The organism is Achromobacter sp. NFACC18-2, from assembly GCF_900108985.1.
GTDB lineage: Bacteria > Pseudomonadota > Gammaproteobacteria > Burkholderiales > Burkholderiaceae_B > Achromobacter.
Map to the genome: position 1 here is coordinate 64181 of NZ_FNYM01000011.1, position 19105 is coordinate 83285.

The following is a 19105-nucleotide window of genomic DNA, read 5'->3' on the forward strand; positions in this document are numbered from 1 at the left end:
GCAGCCCAATACGATTTCGACATGCCCATCATGACTACCGACTGGATCGAGCCCGCCACCTTCGCCTCGGTGCCCTCGCACTCGCAGAAAGAGCACGCCTGCATGCCGCCGCTGCAAGGCTATGACGCGCAGATGCGCATCGCCGCGCCCTCGCGCGTGAAGATCCGCGACGGCAACACGCTCACCATTCCCATCTGCGCGCGCGGCATCCTGCCCGTGGTCGACAACCCGCAACTGCCGCGCTTCGTGGCGGTGGATACACGCACCGGCAAGGTGTATCGCGGCATCGCGTTCAACTACGTGCGTCCCACGCTGCCCAATGTGTCGGTCGACCCCAGGGAGGGCGGCCCGACGCCCCCGAAGATCCCCCTGCCGCCCGGCATGACGGTCGAAACGCGCTTCACCACGGACATGGCCGGCGTGCTGCACCTGCCCGCCACGCCGGCGACGTATGAAGTCTATATCGAGGCCGAGGACGTGAAATCGAACACCGTGACCATCGAGGTCGAAGACGGCCAGAAGTAAAAGACGTTCAAACAAAAAAAGACGGCCCTGCTTCGCAGGGCCGTCATGCCATCACCGCCACGCCGCCGCTCAGGGCCGCACGGGCGTCATCTGCCGGATGTTCTGCTCGTTGCGCGCGGCCATCGCCTCCACCCGTTCGGCATTACGCATGTCCTTGGCGCGCTGCTCCATCTCCGCCTTCGTGTCGGTCTTGGCGAACACATCCTTGTCGCGCACGCGGAAATACATCGAGGTGCTGGCCAGCAGATGGTCAGGCCAGCTGCTCAGCATGGCGTCATGCACCAGCCAGTCGAACAGCGTCATGACCTTGGGCGGCAATTGCGTCTTGCCATCGCGCGCATCGCGCCAGGCATTCAGCAGGCGCTTCTGCACGGCGCGTTCAGCCTTCATGTCGGCAAGCGGATCGGGGAGCTTATCCACATAGTCCGGATCGCCCGGCTTTCTGCCATGGCGCATGTTTTCGTTGACGATCGTGTCCCGATCCCACATTTCGAGAGTGCGAAGCTGGTCCGGCATGTCGCGCTCCCATTCCTGCCGCCGCTGCTCCGTCGCCGCATCCTGGCGCTCGGCCTTTTCAAGGCTCTCGTACTCCGCTTCTAGGCGTTCCCACAACGGCAGAAAGCGCTGCGGCGGCGCTTCGCCCCGGCTGGCATTGGCGCGCTCCCGGCGTTCATTCACCAGCGCTTCCAGCTCGCGCGCGCGCGCCGTGGTCTCGGGCTTGGCGAGTTCCTCGGACGACAGCATGGACAGGCGGCGGTGTTCTTCCCTGAGCTCCTGCTCCGGTGTGAAGAAATCCCGGTCCTTGATCCATTGCTCGGCAGGGTCCGACATCCCGGCGCGAAACACGGGGTCCTGATAACGCACGGCGAGCCAGCGCAGGAAGACTTCCATGTGCGGCACGAAATCGCAGCCGGGTTCGTATTTGACGAGTTCGCGATAGGCGGCGACCAGTTCCTGGACATAGTGTTTCTCGCCTTCGTCTTCGATGGGGTTGGCGAGGGTCAGCATGCGATAGACGGGCGGATTTTCCAACAGCAAGCTCTCCATGCTGTGGATCGCCGCGCCATGCGAGATTGCTAGATTCATCATTTCGCGCAGCGGAACACGCGATAACGACGTTCGGGTGCCCAACGAACCCATAGGTGCGACGCCGGCGACGTCACCGCTGGAACCGGGGTAAAGGTACTGCATCCCCCGCGTCTTCTCCAGCGAATCCATCCGCTGATTGCGGCGCAGTTCGTGCGCCGCCGCGAAATGCACACACTTTTCGACCGCTGCGGGTACGGTAAGGGTTCGATCCTTGAAGTTTTGCTTGAGCAAATCAGTAAACGGAAAAAAACCCAGGAAGGTCCTTTCGTCCATGATCGACGCGACTGAATCAAAAAGCCCCAGAAACCGGATGCGAATCTCCGCATCCGGCGCACCGTCCTTGCCCGCGATAACGAGATCCAGATCATGGCGCCGCTTGTACTTTTTCACGATGTCGTTGACGAACTGCTTCGCAATCACCCCGCCACGGTCCGCGCCGAAAACCGAGATCTCGATCCTCACGACTTTCTCCGTGCCTGCGTTCGACGCTTGGTAGGCCTGCTCAAATTGCCGCTTGGCCGCGTCCAGACGCGTGTCCACGCCCGTTCCCATTAAGTAGGCGACAGACTCATTGTCACGCACGACCGGAACGCCTTCCATGATCGTCGCCTTGGCTGCATTCTTCGTCGCCGTCCAGGCGACTTTCAGAGGGTTCTTTTTAAAGTCGGCCCAGAAGCCGCGAACCGTTGCCTTTGCCCGGGCTTTAATCCGATCTGGATCCAGGGCGGTCCAGATTCTGACGGTCTTGTCAGGAAGGCTCTTAACGTCCTGGATGACGTCCTTGTACGCCTTGACCATGGGTTGATAGGAGCCATCCTTGATCGACTGTTGGGTGGCCGTCCGCAACCGACCTACCCCATCCACATCAGGCACTTCATCCAGACGAGTGACGTTCTTCGCTGCATCTTGCGCACTGGAAATCGCCTTCTCAGCCATCTTTCCGCCGGCAATCGAGAGTGCACTGACAATGACGTCGGCCTTCGCGCCCTCGTTCAACTCCACGCCCAACCCAGAGTAATAGAACGAGAACCAACGTTGCTTCTTTGGCTGGGAGCGGTCGTCCTGGGCGAAGTGCGCCATCCATAACCGGCTTACGTTCGAGAAGAACGTCGGATTCGCCTTATCCAGGTCCTTGTTGCGGCCGAACCCATCGAAGAAAAATCCCATTCGTAAGGTAAGACCGCATTCCGTGCAGGAGTCTTTGGGGTACGCGGCTTCGTTCTGCGCCATTGCTTTCAAGACGGATGCAGGCGTGCGATCCTGCTCTGGCAATTCGATGTCAGACATTCTTATCTCCGGGCGGCGAGCCAGACGCCTTCAACTGTGCCAGCTTTTCTTTCGACAGCGACGCCACTGCGCGACCAAAGGCTCCGGGCGTTCGGTTCGGGTCTTTCAAGATGGCCGCAAGTTGCGCATCCTTGTCGAAATTCGAAGCCACAGTGAAATAGAGATACATGTATGCCCGCATATCTTCCGCGTCTTCGATCCGGTACTGCACCCAGCCCTGCTTGGCGACTTTAGGAAGAACGTCCGCCAACTCGTGGATATTCTTGTATCCAGCAAGTTGGTCGCGATGGTTTTCATACAACCACCGAAGGGTATCAACGATAGGGATCCTGACCTGCCCCAGCAATTTGCGACTCAGCGCAAGTTCCATATGTTCATCAGGATAGATGTGCAACTCCAGGATAAGCGACCCTTCGCCTTCGGGAACTTTTGCGGGGGAAAACTGCAGCGCCGTTTCCTTCTTGAAGATTACATCTTCGTACTTCCCGTCGAACATGTGCTTGCGCATCAGCGCAGCATCGCCGCCACTCCACGTCACGGTAAAGTTCGTTCCGCTCAATGTATAGCAGCATGCCACTCGCCCTTCTCCCCCGCCAGCGGGAATCGCGCCGGACCCGGCAGTATTGCCTGAGGCGTCACGTAGCTGCACTGACTCGAGATTCCAAGGCGTATAGTTGTAAGTAATGAAACTAACGCCGTGGTATGTGGGTTCACCATTGCAGCCTGCCAACAGACCCAGCCATAGCAGTACACCGATCAAGCCCTTACGCATTCCTTGCTCCCAAATCGTTCCGCGCCATACCTGCCCATCGCGACGGCTTCATAATCCTTGCCCATGTCACAGCCCGTTCGTCGGGGCAGGCAGACCTGACAGCATCGTCAGACATTCTTGTCTCCCGGCGCCGTTCCCGCAGCCTTGATCTGCGCGAGCCTGTCCTTGGACAACTTGAACACCGCCCGGCCAAAATCGCCGGGCTTTCTGTTCGGATCTTTCAGCAACGCCGTGATATCCGGGTCCGTGTCGAAATCCGAGGCGACAACAAAATACAAATACATGTAGCCGCGCATATCCTCGGCATCTTGGATGCGATAGCGAACCCACGCTTGCTTCGCAACCTTGGCGAGGACATAACGCAATTCGTGTATATCTTCGTAGCCCGCCAGTTCCTTTCGGTGGTGTTCGTAGAGCCACCTGGTCGTATCCGGGATTGGAATTCTGACTTGGCCCAACAGCTGTCGGCTCAATGCCAACTCCATAAGCTCGTCGGGGTAGATGTGCAATTCCAAAATGACGGGTCCGTCGCCAGGAGGGGCATCCTGAGATGGCAGATGCACCGTCGTCTCTTTGGCAAAGATCACCTCGTCGAACTTTCCATCGAACATGTGTTTACGCATCAAGTCGGCATCACCACCTTTCCACTTGACCGTGAAGTCAGTGCCCTTTAGCGTGTAGCAACACGAGACACTTCCCTCACCTCCTCCCGATCGAATCATGCCGCTTCCGGCAACGCCGCCGAACGCATCTGCTATTCGAACGGATGTCAGATCCCAAGGCGTGTAGTTGTAGGTAACTACGCTGACCCCCTGATAAGTGGGCTCGGCTTTGCAGCCCGCCACCAGGCCCAGGCAAAGCAATACGCCGACCAATGCCTTACGCATCGCGGCCATCCCGTCCAGCCCGATGCAGCGACTGAACCTCATCCCACACCGCATCCGGCACGCCTTCCAACGCCCGCGCCAACCCGCCCTCGGCACCCGGCCGATACGCGCGCAGTCCCTCGCGGATCAAGGCGTGTTCATCAAAGCGCGGCGAGATCGACACGCCCCAGGCCACGTAGTCGAACGTGTCCTTGTCGCCCGCCACACCGTGCGCACGCGCACGTTCCAGCTGCGCTTCCACGCGCGGCACCAGCGCATCCTGATCGGGATTGCCAGGCAACAGGCCTGCATAAAGGCGGCGCAGCTGCACCGCCAGCTTGTCGGGGTAGTCCAGATCGAACAGCATCTGATGCTGTTCGGGCGTGAAGCGTTCGATCCCGGCCGCACGCGCGGCCGGGAGCCGGCCCTCGCCGGCCAGCTCGGCCAGCGCGCCATCGCGCTGCGCATAGCGCAACGTGATGACGGGCGCCGCGAAGCGCGCACGCTGCTCGGGCGTCCACACCTGCAAGGCCCGCGCCAGGATGCGGCTGTCGTACCAATGCAGGAAGAACTCGCTGGCGTCCGGCAAGGCGTAGTCGCAGAAGGGGCCGAAGTGCGCAATCAGCTTTTCCAGCGGCACGGCCGACGCGAAACTCATCATCGCGTAGCGGCCGCCCGGGCGTTCGTGCAGCGCCTCCAGCACGCGCACCAGCACGGTGTTGAAGTCTTCGTAGCGCGGCCCGCGCAACACGCCCTGCGAGGCGCCGTCGATTTCGATCAGCAAGGGCGCCACGTCGCCATAGATGTCCAGGCCCGTCTGTGCCCAGATCGAGCCGAAGCTCAGGTCTTCCGTGGTGCGCAGCCGCGCCAGCAGATCGGGATGGCCGCGGAAATCGACGATCGCATAGACGCGCGCAGCCTCGCCGTAGGGGCCGCGGTGATGGGGCAGTTCATCGAAGGTGGAGCGCAGCGCGTCCTGCCAGGAATATTCCATCGCCGTCATGCCTTGTCGGTAATGGACTGCACGCTCTCCTGGGCGTCCAGGATGCAGGTCTTGCAGACGGTGAATTGCGGGAACGGATACGGCATCTGCGTCGGCCCGGAAAATTGCTTGTTGCCGGTCTTGACGTCGATGCGGCCCGGCGCCGTCACGGTGATGTTGCCGCCTTCGATCACGATGCTGGCGCCCGCCGCGTTGGCGATGCGGATGCGCTGGGGCGAGGCGTATTCGATGCCGGCGTTGGCGCTGACCATGCGCAGGTCCTGCTGCGCCTGCACCGTCAGCGTGTCGTGTTGCGAGATGACGTCGACCTCGCCGGTGCCGGCGATGAGATCCAGGCCGGATTCCGCGCCGCCCTTCTGCACGCCGGCCACGATGCCCAGCGCCTGGCCGGTATGCACGCGCAGCGAGCCGATGACGGCCAGGTTGTGGTCCTGGCCCGACGACCAATGCACCAGTTCGCCGGCCGCGACCTGGACGTTGCGCCCCGCCGCCTGCGTCAGCCCCGCGCGGCCCGCCATCAACACCAGCGGATCGGTCAGGTGCGGCACCTTGCCGTCGACCACTTCGGTGTGCTTGGCCGATGCGTCGCCCGCGGCGCCGCCCACTGCCTCACCTGCCACGGTGCCCGACACCGCGTGCGCCATGGCAGCCAGCGGCGAACGTTCGCCGTCCAGCCGGCTGGCTCCCGCGGAGGCCGTGCCGCGCGCCGAGGCCAGCCGCACGCCCTGGTGCGCGCCGATCACGCCATCGAACGACTGCGCCATGATGTCGGCCTGCCCGGCCAGCGCCAGCGGCGCCGCGGCGTCGCCTGCCGGCTCGCTGCCGCCGGCGGAATACGTGGTGAGCAGCACGCCGCCCCCGCCACGCACCGCGCCGAACGCGTCGGTGCGCAGTTCCGCGCCCACGCCGCGCACATTGCCGCGATAGTTGCCGCTCTGGTGAATCAGGTGGCCCAGGTTCAATTCGCTGGCCGCCTGCGAGGACTTGATCTGCATGCGCAGTTGACCGTCGCTGTCGTCGAATACGATCTGGTTGTAGCCGTCGCCGCCGAATTCCTTGCTCTTGAAGCCGCTCAAGGCGGCCGCGTTGCGATGCTGATCGTCGCCGCTTGCCGCGCCATGCCATGCGGGCGCGTTGCCGCTGGCCAGGTTGGCCTGCGCGCTGGGCTTGCCATCGGCGGCCGCCGCGTAGACCTCGGTGTTCATCGGCTCGCCCGCCTTGCCGCCGGGCGTGGACGGAATGCCGCCTTCGCCGCGCCCGTTGTAGAGCGCGCCCACGACCAGGGGTTGGTCGATGTCTTCATCCAGGAATCGCACCAGCACTTCCTGGCCGATGCGCGGCACGAAGCTCATCCCCATGCCCGCGCCCGCCTGGCGCTGCGCCACGCGCGCCCAGCGGCTTTTCGCCAGGCCCTCGCCATCGGATTGCCAATGGAAGCGCACGCGCACGTCGCCGCGCGCGTTGCGGTGGATCTCGTCTTCCCCGCTGGCCTCGGTGGCGCCTTCGGCGTTGGTGACGATGGCCGTGTGGACACCGACGGCGGAGGGCGCGCCCGCCAGCCTGGCGCCGCGCGCCGCCCGGGGCAAGGGGCGCCACGGCCGGTCGCAGCGCACCGCGCGGAACCGGTTGGCGTAGCCGACGTCGTGCGCGCGCGCCATCACCGCCGCCTCGGGGCGTCCCACGCCGATCGCGGCGTCGTCCTGGTCCTGCCTTATGTCCTGACTTCTGTCCTGACTTCCGTCCTGATCGTAGTCCGGGTCATCGTCCGACGTTTGCCCCTGGCCGGCATCGTCCTCATCTTCAAAGCAAAGAAAGTCGTCCAACGCGCCCAGCCTGTCCGCCAGGCTGGCGTCGTTCTGTCCGGGCAGGTTGTTGACGCCCACATGCTCCACGCGGTCGAGCGCGAAGACGGGCTCAAAGCCGGATTCCCCCGCGGGCCCCAGCGGCGACATGTCTTGCAGCGTGAAGCGCGTGCCCGACCGGAAGGTGCGCACATTGCCGCGCCCGACGAAGGTCTCGGCGCTGGCCTGCACCGCCTCCATCAGCAAGGTCGCCTGAAACTGGGCATGTGTCTGGTTCAGCAGTCCGCCGTGCCCCAGCGGCTCAAACCATTCCAGCCCGGCGCTCTCGTCGTCGGCGCCGCTGGCGGCGCCGGCCAACGCCTGGCCGGCAATGGCGTGCTTGCCGCTGTCATGCCAGGCCAGCACCGTCACGCTTTCCACGCTCCGGCGCATCCGGCGCGCGATGGCCTGCACGCCATCGCGCGATTCTGTGGCATGGGCGCGCTGGAAGCGCACGCCCGCGCCCGCGGACTCGGCGTCTTCGGCCAGGCCGCGGCTATCGGCAAAGATCAGCACGGCGTGGCGCGCGGGCGCGCTGTCGTCTTCGACGGTGGTCCAACCCAATCCGGCTTCCACCAGAAGACGCGAAAGAAAGGCGTAATCGGTTTCGCGATACTGCGTGGTGTAAGGGCGCGCCGGCAGGTCGGCCAGGTGGTTCTCGACGTCGGCGGACAGCTTGTAGGTGTAGCCTTCGTAGCCGTCCAGCACGTGGCGCACGATATCCAGGACGGACTGGTTCTCATAGATACGGCTGTCGCGCCGCTGCGTGGCCAGCCACAGCCAGGGCGCCACGGTCAGGCGATAACGCGCCATGCCCGCATTGCTGCCCAGCAATTCGGCCGCACGCACCACGCCGCTGCGACCGGCCTCGGTGCCATCGGCGCGCGTGGTCCACAGGGTGGCGGGCCGCGTCACCATGTCGTCCAGATCCAGCGCGGCGTCTTCGGCCAGCGCGACCACGCGCATCTCGCCCAGCATGGACAGGCCTTCGCGCGCGACCCAGCCTTCGACCTGCAGGGACGACAGCGCGCCCTCGCCATCGAGCCGGTAAAGACGGGACTGGGCGCTGAAACCGCCGCTGCTTGCGTTGACAGCCATGGAACAAAAACCTCGTGGGGACGTGGGCAATACCAGCCGATTCCGGCCGGAAGAAATTCAGGGTTCGATCGTGGCTTGCGGCGTGGGGCATTCCACTGCCGTGCCCCATTGGCCCGCGCACACGCGCAGGCGGCACTGCTCGCTCTCGATGAAGCTCAGCCTGCGGCATTCCTTCAGCCGCTCGGACAACGGCGAGCCCGGCATTTCGCGCATGAAGACGCCTTCCGTCTTATAGACGCGCGTGCCCGGCGGCGATGCCGGCGGCAGACCGTAGCTCATGAGCGCCGACAAGAGCGCGGCATCCTTGTCGGCGGGCCGGGTGTTCTTGCCCGGCACTGGCGCGGCGGGCTTGGCCGCGCGCGGCCCATTGCCCTGCTGCGCGAGTTGCGCCGCGGCCTGGCGCGTGGGACCGGGCGCGGGCGCTGCGGCGGCCGGTGACGGCGTCATCGCCAGCACGGACAGAGGGTTGGTGGGCTCGCCTTGCGGATCGGGTTCGCCGCGTCCCAGGTTCGCATCGCGCGCGGGCGGCGCTTCATCGATGATGGAGGCCACTTCGGCCGGCTTTTCCAAGGCGGCGAGCGGATTGTTGGCGGTGGCCGCGGACGACGGGGAATGCGATGCCTGCTGCGCGGAAGGCGCGGGAGTGGACCCGGGCACGGACCCAGGCACGGACGCGGGCGCGGCGGCAGGGGCCTGCGCCACCATCGGCGCGGCGCCTTCTTCATGAATCGTCCAGACGATGCCGCCCGCCAGCAGCGCCAGCACCACAGCCAGCGCCATCCAGCGGCGGGCGCGCGAGCCGCGCGTTGTCGTCAGGGGGTTGGCCTCGACTTGCGGCGCACGTCCTTCCAGTGCGGCCAGGATTCGCGTCGAGTCGGCATCGCCACGCGCGGCGCGTGATGCGCCGAGCAGACTCGGCGCGGTCATCGTGGGGCGAGCGTCTTTTTTCTCTTCTGCCATGCGGATTCCCGTGTCAGCAGGAGGCGTGTGCAGCCCCCCTGTAACCAAGCCCGCCGAGAATACCCGATAGGGGTCTTTCAATCATCGATTCTTGTTACGATTCCTAAGGCTCCGACGCTGTTTGCAACGCCCGAGCACTTGCCTCATGGGCGAATAGAACAAAAGATTACGCCTTCACATGAGGGACACATCTTGCTGTTGCTACTGCCCCTGTATTTTTTACTGGCGGTGGGCGTCTCCGCGCTCCTGTTTTTCCCGGCTCTGCGACAAGGCGCCGTGCGGGGATTGCGCGCGTGCGTAACGGGCGTGGCGCGGGGCGCAACGCGCGGCGCGAGCCATGCCGGAGGCGCCGTGGGCGGCACCGCGGGCGCCATCGGCAAAGGGGTCGGCGCGTGGATGGACTGGGTTTCAAGGTACCGATGGCAGGTGGCGATCGGGCTGACAGTTGTGTCCGTTCCGTCACTTTTCGCTTTCGTCATGCGACACAATCACACATTCGTTTACAGCACCTCGATGACCGGTCCGGACCCCCGGATCCAGGCCTTGCTGGAAGGCGAACGACTGGCTCCGCCCCCCGCCCTGCCCCCCGAAGCGTTCACCACGCGCGAAGTGGAACTGGTGCGTCCCAAGCTGGGTGGCGCGAGCCGGAACTGGGATCTGCTGGATGCCGACTTCCGTCAGCGGCTGCTGCTGGCCTATCGCATCATGCGCGAGCAGCATGGCTATGAAATGGCGCTGATCGAGGGCTATCGCAGTCCCGAGCGGCAGGAAGAGCTGGCCGGCATGGGCTCGCACGTGACCAACGCCGGCGCGTTCCAGAGCTATCACCAATTTGGCCTGGCCGCGGACAGCGCGTTCTATCGCGACGGCAAGATCGTGATTTCCGAAAAAGACCCCTGGGCGATGCGCGGCTATGAGCTGTTCGGCGAGACGGCGGAGCTTGTCGGCCTGACCTGGGGCGGCCGCTGGAAGATGATGGACTTCGGCCACGTGGAGTTGCGCCGGCCTGGCGTCATGCAACGGGCGCGGGAGGCCGCGAAATAATGGCTCGCGTGTTGAAAAAGGGGCTGCTCGTCCTGGCCCTGTTCGCCGTCGCATGGCTGGCCGTCATCATCTGGTGGCAGGAGTCGCGCACCCTGCCCACCGGCGTGGACATCGGCCTGTATCTGTTTGCGTTGCCGCTGGCGATCCTGATTGCCTTCCTGGTGGGCGCGCGTCTCGTGCGGGCCGCCCGCGCCCCCAAGGCTGCGCCCGTCCAGGCCGGGACAGACGCGCCGGCCGACGTGCCGGCCCGCCCGGCCGAACTGCGGCTCGTGGCGGTCGCCGCGCGCGCCGCCGCGGGCGCCGACGCCCCGGCCATCGTCGAGGCGCTGGCCGAACACAAGCGTCCCGAGCTGGACCCCGAACTCAAGACGCCGCAGGGCTTTCCGATCTTCGCCGCGCGCGTGCCCGGCATGGACGACATGGAACTGTACGCGGCCGCGCGCGATCTGGGCGCGCCGCCGGAAGCCTTGGCCACGGCCCCCTTGCGCGTCACCGCCTTGCTGACCGAGATCGCACGCGCGTTGACCCGCGATGCGCATGCGCGCGTGACCGAACTGGACGTGCCCGCGCGCGAAGAAGACTGGCCGCTGCTGCGCCTGGACGTGCTGATGCCGGCGCACTGGCCCGAAGCCGCGCGCCTGCGCGCGCTCGCGGCCGTGCGCGCGGCCGCCGGCGCCTGGCCCGATGCCCGCATCAGCACCGCCGAACATCCGGCCCAAGACGCCATGGCCGCCGACCATCTGCTGCGTCAGCTCGCCAGCGAGCCGCGCGACGCCCAATCCGAACCGCAATGGCGCATCGTGCTGGCTGGCGACGGCTATATCGACGCGGCACAGGTCGCCCAGTGGGATGGCTTGTCCATGCTGTTGACGCACGCCAATCCGCAAGGCCGCGTTCCGGGCGAAGCGGCCGCCGGCCTGCTGCTGGCGCCGCCCGATGCCGACGCGGACCTGCGGGTCACGCTGTCGCCCGTGTTGCAGCGGCAGAAGTCGGCCGACGCGCGCGGCGCCCAGGCCGAAGCGCCGCTGGCGGACCTGGCGCGCGATCTGCTCAACGCCGCCGACGTCTCGCCCGACAGCGTCGTGCACCTCGTCAGCGACGCCGATCACCGCGGCAGCCGCCCGCTGGAACCGCTGGGCGTGGCCTCGCAATTGTTTCCCCACCTGGATGCCGGCAAAGACTGCCAGGCCGTCGGCGTGGCCTGTGGCCACACCGGCGTGGCGGCATCGCTGCTGACGCTGGCCGTGGCCGGCGAAACCTGCCTGCAGTTCGACCAGCCAGTGCTGGCCCTTACCCTGCAAGACCCCGCATTGCGCGCTGCCGCGCTGGTCTCCCGGCCAGCCGCCAGCGCCACCGCCTGACCCCTAAAAAAAACAGCGAAAACCATGCGTAGCCCATCAGGATTGCTTTCTCGATTTTCCAGCGCCATGAGCGACGCCCGCTACTGGACCGGGCGCGCGTTCGCCAACCCGCGCACCTTCATGCTCATCGGCCTGATCGCGCTGGCCGTTTTCCTTTTCCTGTTCGCAGACACCCTGCAGATCGGCCTGTCCTGGGCGGGCGCGGCGCTGGGCGTGCTGCTGCTCCTGTGGCTCTGCGTCTACCTCTGGCGGCGGCGCCGCACGCGGCGCGCCAACCAGAAACTGGGCGACATGCTGGAACAGCAGGTGCAGGCGGGGGCCGCCGCCAGCCCCGCCACCAACCGCAGCGAAATCGACGCGCTGCGCACCCGCCTGGCGCAGGCCGTGCGCACCATCAAGACGTCCAAGATCGGGCAGACGTCCGGCAACGAGGCGCTGTACGAGCTGCCCTGGTACATCGTCATCGGCAACCCCGCGGCGGGCAAAAGCAGCGCCGTCATCAATTCGGGCCTGCAGTTCCCCTTTGCCGACAAGAACGGCGCGGCCGTGCGGGGCGTGGGCGGCACCCGCAACTGCGACTGGTTCTTCACCACGGAAGGCATCCTGCTGGACACGGCCGGCCGGTATTCGGTGCACGAAGAAGACCGCAACGAGTGGATGAGCTTTCTGGATCTGCTCAAGCGGCATCGCCCGAAGGCGCCGATCAACGGCATCATCGTGGCGGCCAGCATCAGCGAGCTGACGGACGCCGGCCCCGAGTTCGCCATCAACCTCGCCAAGAATCTGCGCCAGCGCGTGCAGGAGCTGACCGACCGGCTGGAAGTCTTCGCACCGGTATATGTGATTTTCACGAAGGCCGACCTGATCGCGGGCTTTTCCGAGTTCTTCGCCGATGCCGACGCGCGCGAGCGCGACCGCGTCTGGGGCGCGACGCTGCCGTACGGCGCCGACGAAAGCCGTGACGTGCTGGCGCTGTTCGACGAACGCTTCGACGAACTCTATGAAGGCCTGAAGGAAATGGGCACGGCGCAGATCTCGCTGCGCCGCAGCGGCGCCCTGCCCCCGGGGCTCTTGACCTTCCCGCTGGAATTCGCCGGCATCAAGCCGGCGCTGCGCACCTTTCTGTCCACGCTGTTCGAAACCAACCCGTTCCAGTACAAGCCCGTATTCCGGGGCTTTTACTTCACCAGCGCGCTGCAGGAAGGCGTGTCGCGCAGCACCTCGACCGAGAAGCTCGCGGAACGCTTCGCCTTGCGTCCCGCCTCGCGCGAAGCGGCGCGCAGCGTGACCTCGCACAATGGGTTCTTCCTGCGCGACCTGTTCTCCAGCGTGATCTTCGCCGACAAGAAACTGGTGCGCCAGCACGCCAGCCCGAACAAGGTCCGCATGCGCTACCTGACCTTCTTCGGCCTGGTGCTGGCGTTGGGGCTGGTGCTGGGCGGCTGGAGCTGGTCGTACCTGGGCAACCGGCAACTGGCCAGCAATGTGCAGGCGGACCTGGACAAGGTGGTGCGCCTGCAAAGCGAACGCACCGACCTGCAAAGCCGCCTGGAAGCCATGGAGATCCTGCAGGACCGCATCGAGCAGCTGGACCGCTATTCGACGAGCCGGCCGCTGTCGCTGGGCCTGGGCCTGTACCAGGGCGATGTGCTCAAGCAGCGCCTGCTGGCCGAGTACTACAACGGCCTGCGCCAGTTCATGCTGGTGCCGGTCAAGGCCAGCCTGGAAGACTATCTGGGCCGCGTGGACGTCTCGCAGGCCGCGGCGGCCGGCGCCGCTCGCGCGGCGACGCCGCCGCAGGCCCAGCCGGTGCGCGCCAATGCCGGCGATACGCTGTTCCAGGACGCCTCGCCCACCAACGTCGACGACGCCTATAACGCGCTCAAGACGTACCTGATGATGGCCAACCGCGAACACGTGGACCCCACGCACCTGTCCGACCAGATCACGCGGTTCTGGCGCGGCTGGCTGGAGACCAACCGCGGCGCCATGCCGCGCGACCAATTGATCCGCAGCGCCGAGCGCCTGATTTCGTTCTACGTGGCGCGTGCCGCCGATGCGGACTGGCCGCAGATCGAAACCAACCTCGCCATGGTGGAACGCACGCGCGGCAACCTGCGCAGCGTGATGCAGGGCATGCCGGCGCGCGAACGCGCCTATGCCACACTGAAGGCGCGCGCCGCCACGCGCTTCCCCGCGATGACCGTCGCGCGCATCATGGGCGAGGCCGACGCCGCCATCGTGGCGGGCAGCTACGCGGTGCCGGGCACGTTCACGCGCGAGGCCTGGGAGCAGTACATCGAGCCGGCCATCGGCGAAGCCGCGCGCCACGAAGTGCAGACCAGCGACTGGGTGCTGGGCGTGAATGCGCGCGACGATCTCACGCTGGAAGGCAGCCCCGAGCAGATCCAGAAGAGCCTGGCGACGATGTACAAGACCGAGTACGCGCAGGAGTGGCAGAAGATGCTGCGCGGCGTCACCATCAAGCCCTTTACGAGCTTCGATCAGGCGGTGCAGGGTATGAACCGTCTGGGCGACCCGCAGAACTCGCCGCTGGTCAAGCTCATCAACACCACGTACGAACAGACCTCCTGGGACAACCCGTCGCTGATCAACACCGGCATTGCGCAGGCGCAGACCGGCGTCGTGGCCTGGTTCAAGCGCGTGATCCTGCGCCAGAACCAGCCCAGGCCGACCGAGGCGGCGCCCGGCGGCGAGCAGATTCCGATGGGACCGGTGGGCCGCGAGTTCTCCGACGTGGCGCGCCTGGTCGTCACGCGCGACAACCAGTCCCTGCTGGGCAATTACATGAATGCCCTGTCCAAGATCCGCACGCGCTTTAACCAGATCAACAACCAGGGCGATCCCGGCCCGGGCGCGTTGCTGCTGATGCGCCAGACGCTGGAAGGCAAGGATTCGGAACTGGCCGACGCGCTCAAGCTGGTGGACGAGCAGATGCTCGCCGGCCTGACGCCGGCCCAGCGCGAGACGCTGCGGCCGCTGCTGGTGCGCCCGCTGATCCAGGGCTACGCCGTCGTCATGCAGCCGGCCCAGGCCGAGCTGAACAAGGTCTGGAACGCGCAGGTCTATCAGGCCTTCATGCAGAACCTGTCGGAGAAGTATCCGTTCTCGACCAAGGCGGGCCTGGAGGCCAGCGGCGAGGAGATCGCGCAGGTGTTCGGCCCGCAGGGCAGCATCGCCAAGTACGTCAATGAAACCCTGGGGCCGCTGACCGTGCGCCGGGGCGACATCCTCACGGCCCGCACGTGGGGCGACATGGGCATCGATCTGCAACCGTCGTTCACCGCCAACTTCGCGCAATGGGTCGCGCCGCTGTCGGGTGGCGCCGCCGGTTCGGGCGCGGCCAGCCAGCCGCAGACCCTGTTCCAGATCCAGCCCAAGCCCGCGGGCGGGATCACGGAATACACCATCGAGATCGACGGCCAGCAACTGCGCTACCGCAACACGCCGCCGCAATGGGTCAACTTCGTCTGGCCCAACGCGCAAGGGGCGCCCGGCGCGCGCATCACGGCCACCGCCTTCGATGGCACCGTGGTCGAAATCGTGAACGAGCCCGGCCGCTTCGGCCTGGAGCGCCTCATTTCCGGCGCCCAGCGCAAGCCCAACCCGGACGGCAGCTTCGAGATGAGCTGGACCAAGTCCAACATCACCGTCCCGGTCCGGCTGCGCATCATCAGCAATGCCCAGGCCGCCAGCGCCGGCGGCACCGAGCCGGGCAGCCAGGGCCTGCGCAACCTGCGCCTGCCCGCCACGGTCGCGGGCACGTCCTCTCAACCCTCCGTCGCCCCGACGCCTGCCGGAGCGCAGCAATGAGCAATCCGCAGTCCCCCATGTTCCGTACGGCCTACTTCGGCAAGATTCCGTCGCGTGGCGACTTCGTCAAAAACACCTCGCATCCGCAGTTGATGGCGACGCTGGACGCCTGGGTCGCCAACACCATGGAGATCCTGGCGCAGGACCCGCACTGGAAAGCCCTGTACGACGAGGCGCAGCCGGTGCCGTTCGCGGTGCTGGGCTCGCGCGGAAAGCTGGCCATCGCCGGCCATCTGCAGCCCAGCCGGGACCAGTCCGGGCGGCGTTTCCCCTTCATCAGCGCGACCTCCGTGGAAGTGTCGCGCCCGCTGGACTTCATCGCGCGCAGCCCGCTGGCCTTCAGCCGCATGTGGAATCGCATGGATGCGGCCGCCTCGCGCCTGATGCAGGAAGGCGACCCGGCTGCCGTGCTGCAGACGCTGAATGACCTGGAAGGCGAAATCCGCACGGCGGCGGATGACGGCTTCGACGCCTTCATCGACCTGCAGACGATCGAGCGGGTGGAAGCCATGCTGCGCGGCAACGGCCACGCCGCCAACATGCACGACATCGTGCTGGCGCTGGGCATCCTGCTCGCGCCGGTCATGTCCAGCGGCTCATCGCAACTGGACACCGGCCTGGCGCTGCCCCTGCCGGACGACCCGCTCTACATCAATCTGGTCGCGACCTACTGGATGACGCTCATCGCGCCCTTCCTCACCCGCGCCGACTTCGAGATCGCCATTTTCATCGGGCGGATCGCGGGCAAGCACCGGCTGGTGGTGGGCTTCCGCGGCGCGTCGCCCCAGACGCTGGCGACGCTGCTGTCGACGCCGCAAACCCTGTCGCAGCACTACATCGTGCTGGAAGACGCGCCTTGGGTGCGTGACCACGTCAACGCCAGCCACGGCCTGGCCAAGCTGTCGAGCTATCTGGATCAACCGCGGCTGTCCCTGCGGCAGGCGCTGGAAACTTTCCGCGAAGTCTTTATCGGAGCCTAGGACATGCGCACTCTCTCTCTGGTCCTGGCCGCCGCCTGCTCCTGGTCGGCCTATGCCCAGGACGCGGCCACGGTGGTTCCGGCCAATGTCATTCCCCAACCCGGCCAGGTGGTCGCCAGCGGCGCGGTGCCGGACGAGGCCACCAAGGCCGACGTGCTGCAACGGCTGCAAAAAGTGTATGGCGTGGGCAACGTGATCGACCGCATCGATGTGGGCGGCGTCGTGGCCCCGCCCAACTGGTCGCAACACGTCGGCAAGCTGCTGGACAGTCCGCTCAAGCAGATCAACCGCGGCCAGCTTGAAATCGACGGCACGCAGATCCGGCTGCGCGGCGAGGTGGACAACGAAGCCTCGCGCCAGCAGATCGCCAGCACCTTCGCGACTTCGCTCAATCCCACCTACAAGATCGTCAACGGCTTGCGCGTGTCGGCCAGCAAGGACGAGCAGGACGTGCTGGACAACCTGCTGAGCAATCGGGTCGTGGAATTCGAGACCGGCAGCGCCCGCTTGACGGCGCGCGGCCGCGAGCTGCTGGACCGGGTGGCCGACGCGGTGCCCAAGCTGCGCGCCGACAAGATCCAGATCATCGGCCACACGGACAGCTCCGGCAGCCGCAGCACCAACCTGGCGCTCAGCCAGGCCCGCGCGGACGCGGTGCGGGATTATCTGGTGGACAAGGGACTGCCGGTGTCGCGCTTCGAGGCCATGGGCGCGGGCCCCGACCAGCCGGTGGCCACCAACGCCACGCCGGAAGGCCGTGCCAAGAACCGGCGCATCGAATTCCGCGCCGCGCGGTAAGGGCGCGCGTGGCGGTCAGCGGGACCGGGCCGGTCCCGCCAAGCCGGCGCATGACACGGGGAGCGCCCGGCCAGCGCCGCGATCCCTGCGCGCCGGCTCGCCACGTCATGCGGCGGCCAGGCCGCCTCAACTGCCCTCGCCGGCCTTCTTGATGCCGAGCAGCTCTTCCAGGCCCGACAGCGTTTCGTCGTTCTTGACCACCGTGCGCAGCCACAGGTGCAAGGACATTTCGCCCCAGCTCGCCGCCTTCTCGGCCAGATACGCGACCGGACTGTGCGGCTCGGTGCGCCGGAAGAAATCGGCGACCTCGCGCAGTTGCGCCAGCGCCTGTTCGCGGGTCTGGATGGGTCCGCGCGCGGCGGCCGGTGCAGCGCCATGCGCCGGCGCATCGACGGCGGGATGAGAATCGGTGGCGGACAAGGTGGGCTCCACTCGGACAGGCTCCGCGGGCGCGATGGACGCGGCCGGCGGGGCCGCTGCCTGGTCGGCGCGGACCAGCAGGCCGGCGTCGCGCGCGAACCGATGCACCAGCTCCCTGACCGTGCGCAGCGACTCGCGCACGCGCGAGAACGCCGGGCTGTCTTCGCCCAGCCGCTCGTCCAGCGTGCGCTCCAATTGCGCGAGCGCCTGCGCGCAACCGTCGAGCTGCACATCCAGCTCGGAATAGAACGACGGCGGCGTATCGCGCCGCGCGGCATCGAAGCGGTCCAGCGTCAGCTTGCCGCGCGTCAGTTCATGGGCGTTGTCCGGCGTGCGTTTGACGGCATTGGCCAACTGGCTCGCCGCCTCCCACAGCACCGCGCCGTAACGCGCGCCATCGGCCTGGGTCAGCGGAATCTCGCCGATAAGCTGCTGCGACCGCGACAACAGCCACGCCAGATTGCCGACGCGCTGCTGCACGTCGCCATCTTCCGGCACCGGATGCAAGCCCTCCCAGTAATCGCGGCAAAGCCCATCGATCAGCAGGTACCCATCACGCAGGCCGGCAAATCCGCGCGTCTTGGCCCAGGCTTCCGCCAGCCAGGACGCAATGCGGATGTCTTTGCTGCGATCGCGCAGCACCGTCGTGCAGATGCGCGTCACCTCCGGCCAGTCGGCCTCTTTCAGGTCGATGACCCAGTCGCCCTGGTCGAGTTGCGGATCATCATGCCGACGCGCCTCGCGTATCGCGTCGAACTCAGGCGAAAAAACCAGATCGACGCCGCAAGGCGCGTCGCCGGGAATCGGTTGCAACAAGGCGTTGATGTCGGTCATAGGCGCAGGCATGTAAGTAGGCGCAAATCATCCCACAACTGTTTACGTATAAGGTTCAAAGATGACACGTCCTATTACAAAGCGCATCACGATGCTTCGCTATGATTTGCGCTCTACCGAGGAGCCTCCATGACGACGAAATCGATCCGCATGCTGCCCGACGGGCGCTTCATTGCCGGCACCCCGCGCCGCGCACCCGACGGCACACTCGTCGGCGGCGACGGCCCGATCACTCGGGCGCCGGACGGCACCTACGTGGCCGGAACCCCGCAACGCGCGCCGGACGGCTCCTACAAAGGCGGCGGCGGCCCCGTGCGCATGGCGCCCGACGGCACGTTCGTGGTCGGCCCGGCGCGGCTCGCGCCGGACGGCTCGTATCTGTAAATCACTCTC

General features: G+C 66.2%; 14 protein-coding genes. 7 read left to right on the forward strand and 7 right to left on the reverse strand.

Going from position 1 to position 19105, the window contains the following annotated elements; translation table 11 throughout:
- Positions 1 to 21 precede the first annotated feature (21 nt).
- Positions 22 to 525 (forward strand): hypothetical protein, encoded by a 504-nt coding sequence (locus BMW75_RS17540; RefSeq protein WP_092581189.1) that lies wholly within the window; start codon positions 22 to 24, stop codon positions 523 to 525.
- 69 nt (positions 526 to 594) lie between these two features.
- On the opposite strand, the gene BMW75_RS17545 is transcribed toward BMW75_RS17540, so the two are convergent.
- From BMW75_RS17545 to BMW75_RS17570, 6 genes are all read right to left on the reverse strand, one after another.
- Positions 595 to 2901, reverse strand: a complete 2307-nt coding sequence (locus BMW75_RS17545; protein ID WP_092581190.1) for a DUF2235 domain-containing protein — start codon at positions 2899 to 2901, stop codon at positions 595 to 597.
- Complete coding sequence (locus BMW75_RS17550; protein WP_092581191.1) at positions 2894 to 3673, reverse strand: DUF3304 domain-containing protein; 780 nt, start codon at positions 3671 to 3673, stop codon at positions 2894 to 2896. Before BMW75_RS17550 ends, BMW75_RS17545 begins: the two co-directional genes overlap by 8 nt.
- A 107-nt stretch (positions 3674 to 3780) precedes the next feature.
- Complete coding sequence (locus BMW75_RS17555; RefSeq protein WP_092581292.1) at positions 3781 to 4560, reverse strand: DUF3304 domain-containing protein; 780 nt, start codon at positions 4558 to 4560, stop codon at positions 3781 to 3783.
- The gene (locus BMW75_RS17560; protein WP_254792051.1) at positions 4553 to 5542 is read right to left on the reverse strand and encodes a DUF4123 domain-containing protein; all 990 of its coding nucleotides are present in this window, start codon (positions 5540 to 5542) and stop codon (positions 4553 to 4555) included. Before BMW75_RS17560 ends, BMW75_RS17555 begins: the two co-directional genes overlap by 8 nt.
- Positions 5539 to 8481 (reverse strand): type VI secretion system Vgr family protein, encoded by a 2943-nt coding sequence (locus tag BMW75_RS17565; protein ID WP_092581192.1) that lies wholly within the window; start codon positions 8479 to 8481, stop codon positions 5539 to 5541. Before BMW75_RS17565 ends, BMW75_RS17560 begins: the two co-directional genes overlap by 4 nt.
- Before the next feature lie 57 nt (positions 8482 to 8538).
- Positions 8539 to 9441: a hypothetical protein gene (locus BMW75_RS17570; RefSeq protein WP_139208557.1), complete on the reverse strand. Its 903-nt coding sequence runs from the start codon at positions 9439 to 9441 to the stop codon at positions 8539 to 8541.
- A 189-nt stretch (positions 9442 to 9630) separates the two neighbouring features.
- On the opposite strand from BMW75_RS17570, the gene BMW75_RS17575 reads away from it, so the two are divergent.
- The 5 genes from BMW75_RS17575 (at position 9631) to BMW75_RS17595 (ending at position 17458) form a co-directional block, all read left to right on the forward strand.
- Entirely contained in the window at positions 9631 to 10485 is an 855-nt protein-coding gene (locus BMW75_RS17575) for a M15 family metallopeptidase (protein WP_092581293.1), read from the forward strand.
- Positions 10485 to 11846: a hypothetical protein gene (locus BMW75_RS17580; protein WP_092581194.1), complete on the forward strand. Its 1362-nt coding sequence runs from the start codon at positions 10485 to 10487 to the stop codon at positions 11844 to 11846. Before BMW75_RS17575 ends, BMW75_RS17580 begins: the two co-directional genes overlap by 1 nt.
- Before the next feature lie 66 nt (positions 11847 to 11912).
- Positions 11913 to 15680, forward strand: a complete 3768-nt coding sequence (gene tssM / locus BMW75_RS17585; RefSeq protein ID WP_254792052.1) for a type VI secretion system membrane subunit TssM — start codon at positions 11913 to 11915, stop codon at positions 15678 to 15680.
- Positions 15677 to 16660, forward strand: a complete 984-nt coding sequence (tagF, locus tag BMW75_RS17590; protein ID WP_092581195.1) for a type VI secretion system-associated protein TagF — start codon at positions 15677 to 15679, stop codon at positions 16658 to 16660. The genes tssM and tagF overlap by 4 nt, the downstream gene beginning before the upstream one ends.
- A gap of 3 nt (positions 16661 to 16663) precedes the next feature.
- A complete protein-coding gene (locus tag BMW75_RS17595) occupies positions 16664 to 17458 on the forward strand; it encodes an OmpA family protein (protein ID WP_076518906.1) in 795 nt (264 codons plus the stop codon).
- Positions 17459 to 17584: 126 nt separating this feature from the next.
- Here the strand turns inward: BMW75_RS17595 and tssA are convergent, their stop codons facing one another.
- Positions 17585 to 18712, reverse strand: a complete 1128-nt coding sequence (gene tssA / locus BMW75_RS17600; protein ID WP_092581196.1) for a type VI secretion system protein TssA — start codon at positions 18710 to 18712, stop codon at positions 17585 to 17587.
- Between the two features lie 129 nt (positions 18713 to 18841).
- Between tssA and BMW75_RS17605 the strand changes: the two genes are divergently transcribed.
- Positions 18842 to 19096, forward strand: coding sequence for a hypothetical protein (locus BMW75_RS17605; RefSeq protein ID WP_092581197.1), 255 nt, complete (start codon positions 18842 to 18844; stop codon positions 19094 to 19096).
- Positions 19097 to 19105 lie beyond the last annotated feature (9 nt).

What these genes read in the sequence shown, in the direction of transcription:
- BMW75_RS17560 (WP_254792051.1), bottom strand. Translation starts at nt 5,542, where the DNA reads ATGACGGCGATGGAATATTCCTGGCAGGACGCGCTGCGCTCCACCTTC.
- tssM (WP_254792052.1), top strand. Translation starts at nt 11,913, where the DNA reads ATGAGCGACGCCCGCTACTGGACCGGGCGCGCGTTCGCCAACCCGCGC.
- BMW75_RS17580 (WP_092581194.1), top strand. Translation starts at nt 10,485, where the DNA reads ATGGCTCGCGTGTTGAAAAAGGGGCTGCTCGTCCTGGCCCTGTTCGCC.
- BMW75_RS17555 (WP_092581292.1), bottom strand. Translation starts at nt 4,560, where the DNA reads ATGCGTAAGGCATTGGTCGGCGTATTGCTTTGCCTGGGCCTGGTGGCG.
- BMW75_RS17550 (WP_092581191.1), bottom strand. Translation starts at nt 3,673, where the DNA reads ATGCGTAAGGGCTTGATCGGTGTACTGCTATGGCTGGGTCTGTTGGCA.
- BMW75_RS17565 (WP_092581192.1), bottom strand. Translation starts at nt 8,481, where the DNA reads ATGGCTGTCAACGCAAGCAGCGGCGGTTTCAGCGCCCAGTCCCGTCTT.
- tssA (WP_092581196.1), bottom strand. Translation starts at nt 18,712, where the DNA reads ATGACCGACATCAACGCCTTGTTGCAACCGATTCCCGGCGACGCGCCT.
- BMW75_RS17570 (WP_139208557.1), bottom strand. Translation starts at nt 9,441, where the DNA reads ATGGCAGAAGAGAAAAAAGACGCTCGCCCCACGATGACCGCGCCGAGT.
- BMW75_RS17605 (WP_092581197.1), top strand. Translation starts at nt 18,842, where the DNA reads ATGACGACGAAATCGATCCGCATGCTGCCCGACGGGCGCTTCATTGCC.
- BMW75_RS17540 (WP_092581189.1), top strand. Translation starts at nt 22, where the DNA reads ATGCCCATCATGACTACCGACTGGATCGAGCCCGCCACCTTCGCCTCG.
- BMW75_RS17545 (WP_092581190.1), bottom strand. Translation starts at nt 2,901, where the DNA reads ATGTCTGACATCGAATTGCCAGAGCAGGATCGCACGCCTGCATCCGTC.
- BMW75_RS17595 (WP_076518906.1), top strand. Translation starts at nt 16,664, where the DNA reads ATGCGCACTCTCTCTCTGGTCCTGGCCGCCGCCTGCTCCTGGTCGGCC.
- tagF (WP_092581195.1), top strand. Translation starts at nt 15,677, where the DNA reads ATGAGCAATCCGCAGTCCCCCATGTTCCGTACGGCCTACTTCGGCAAG.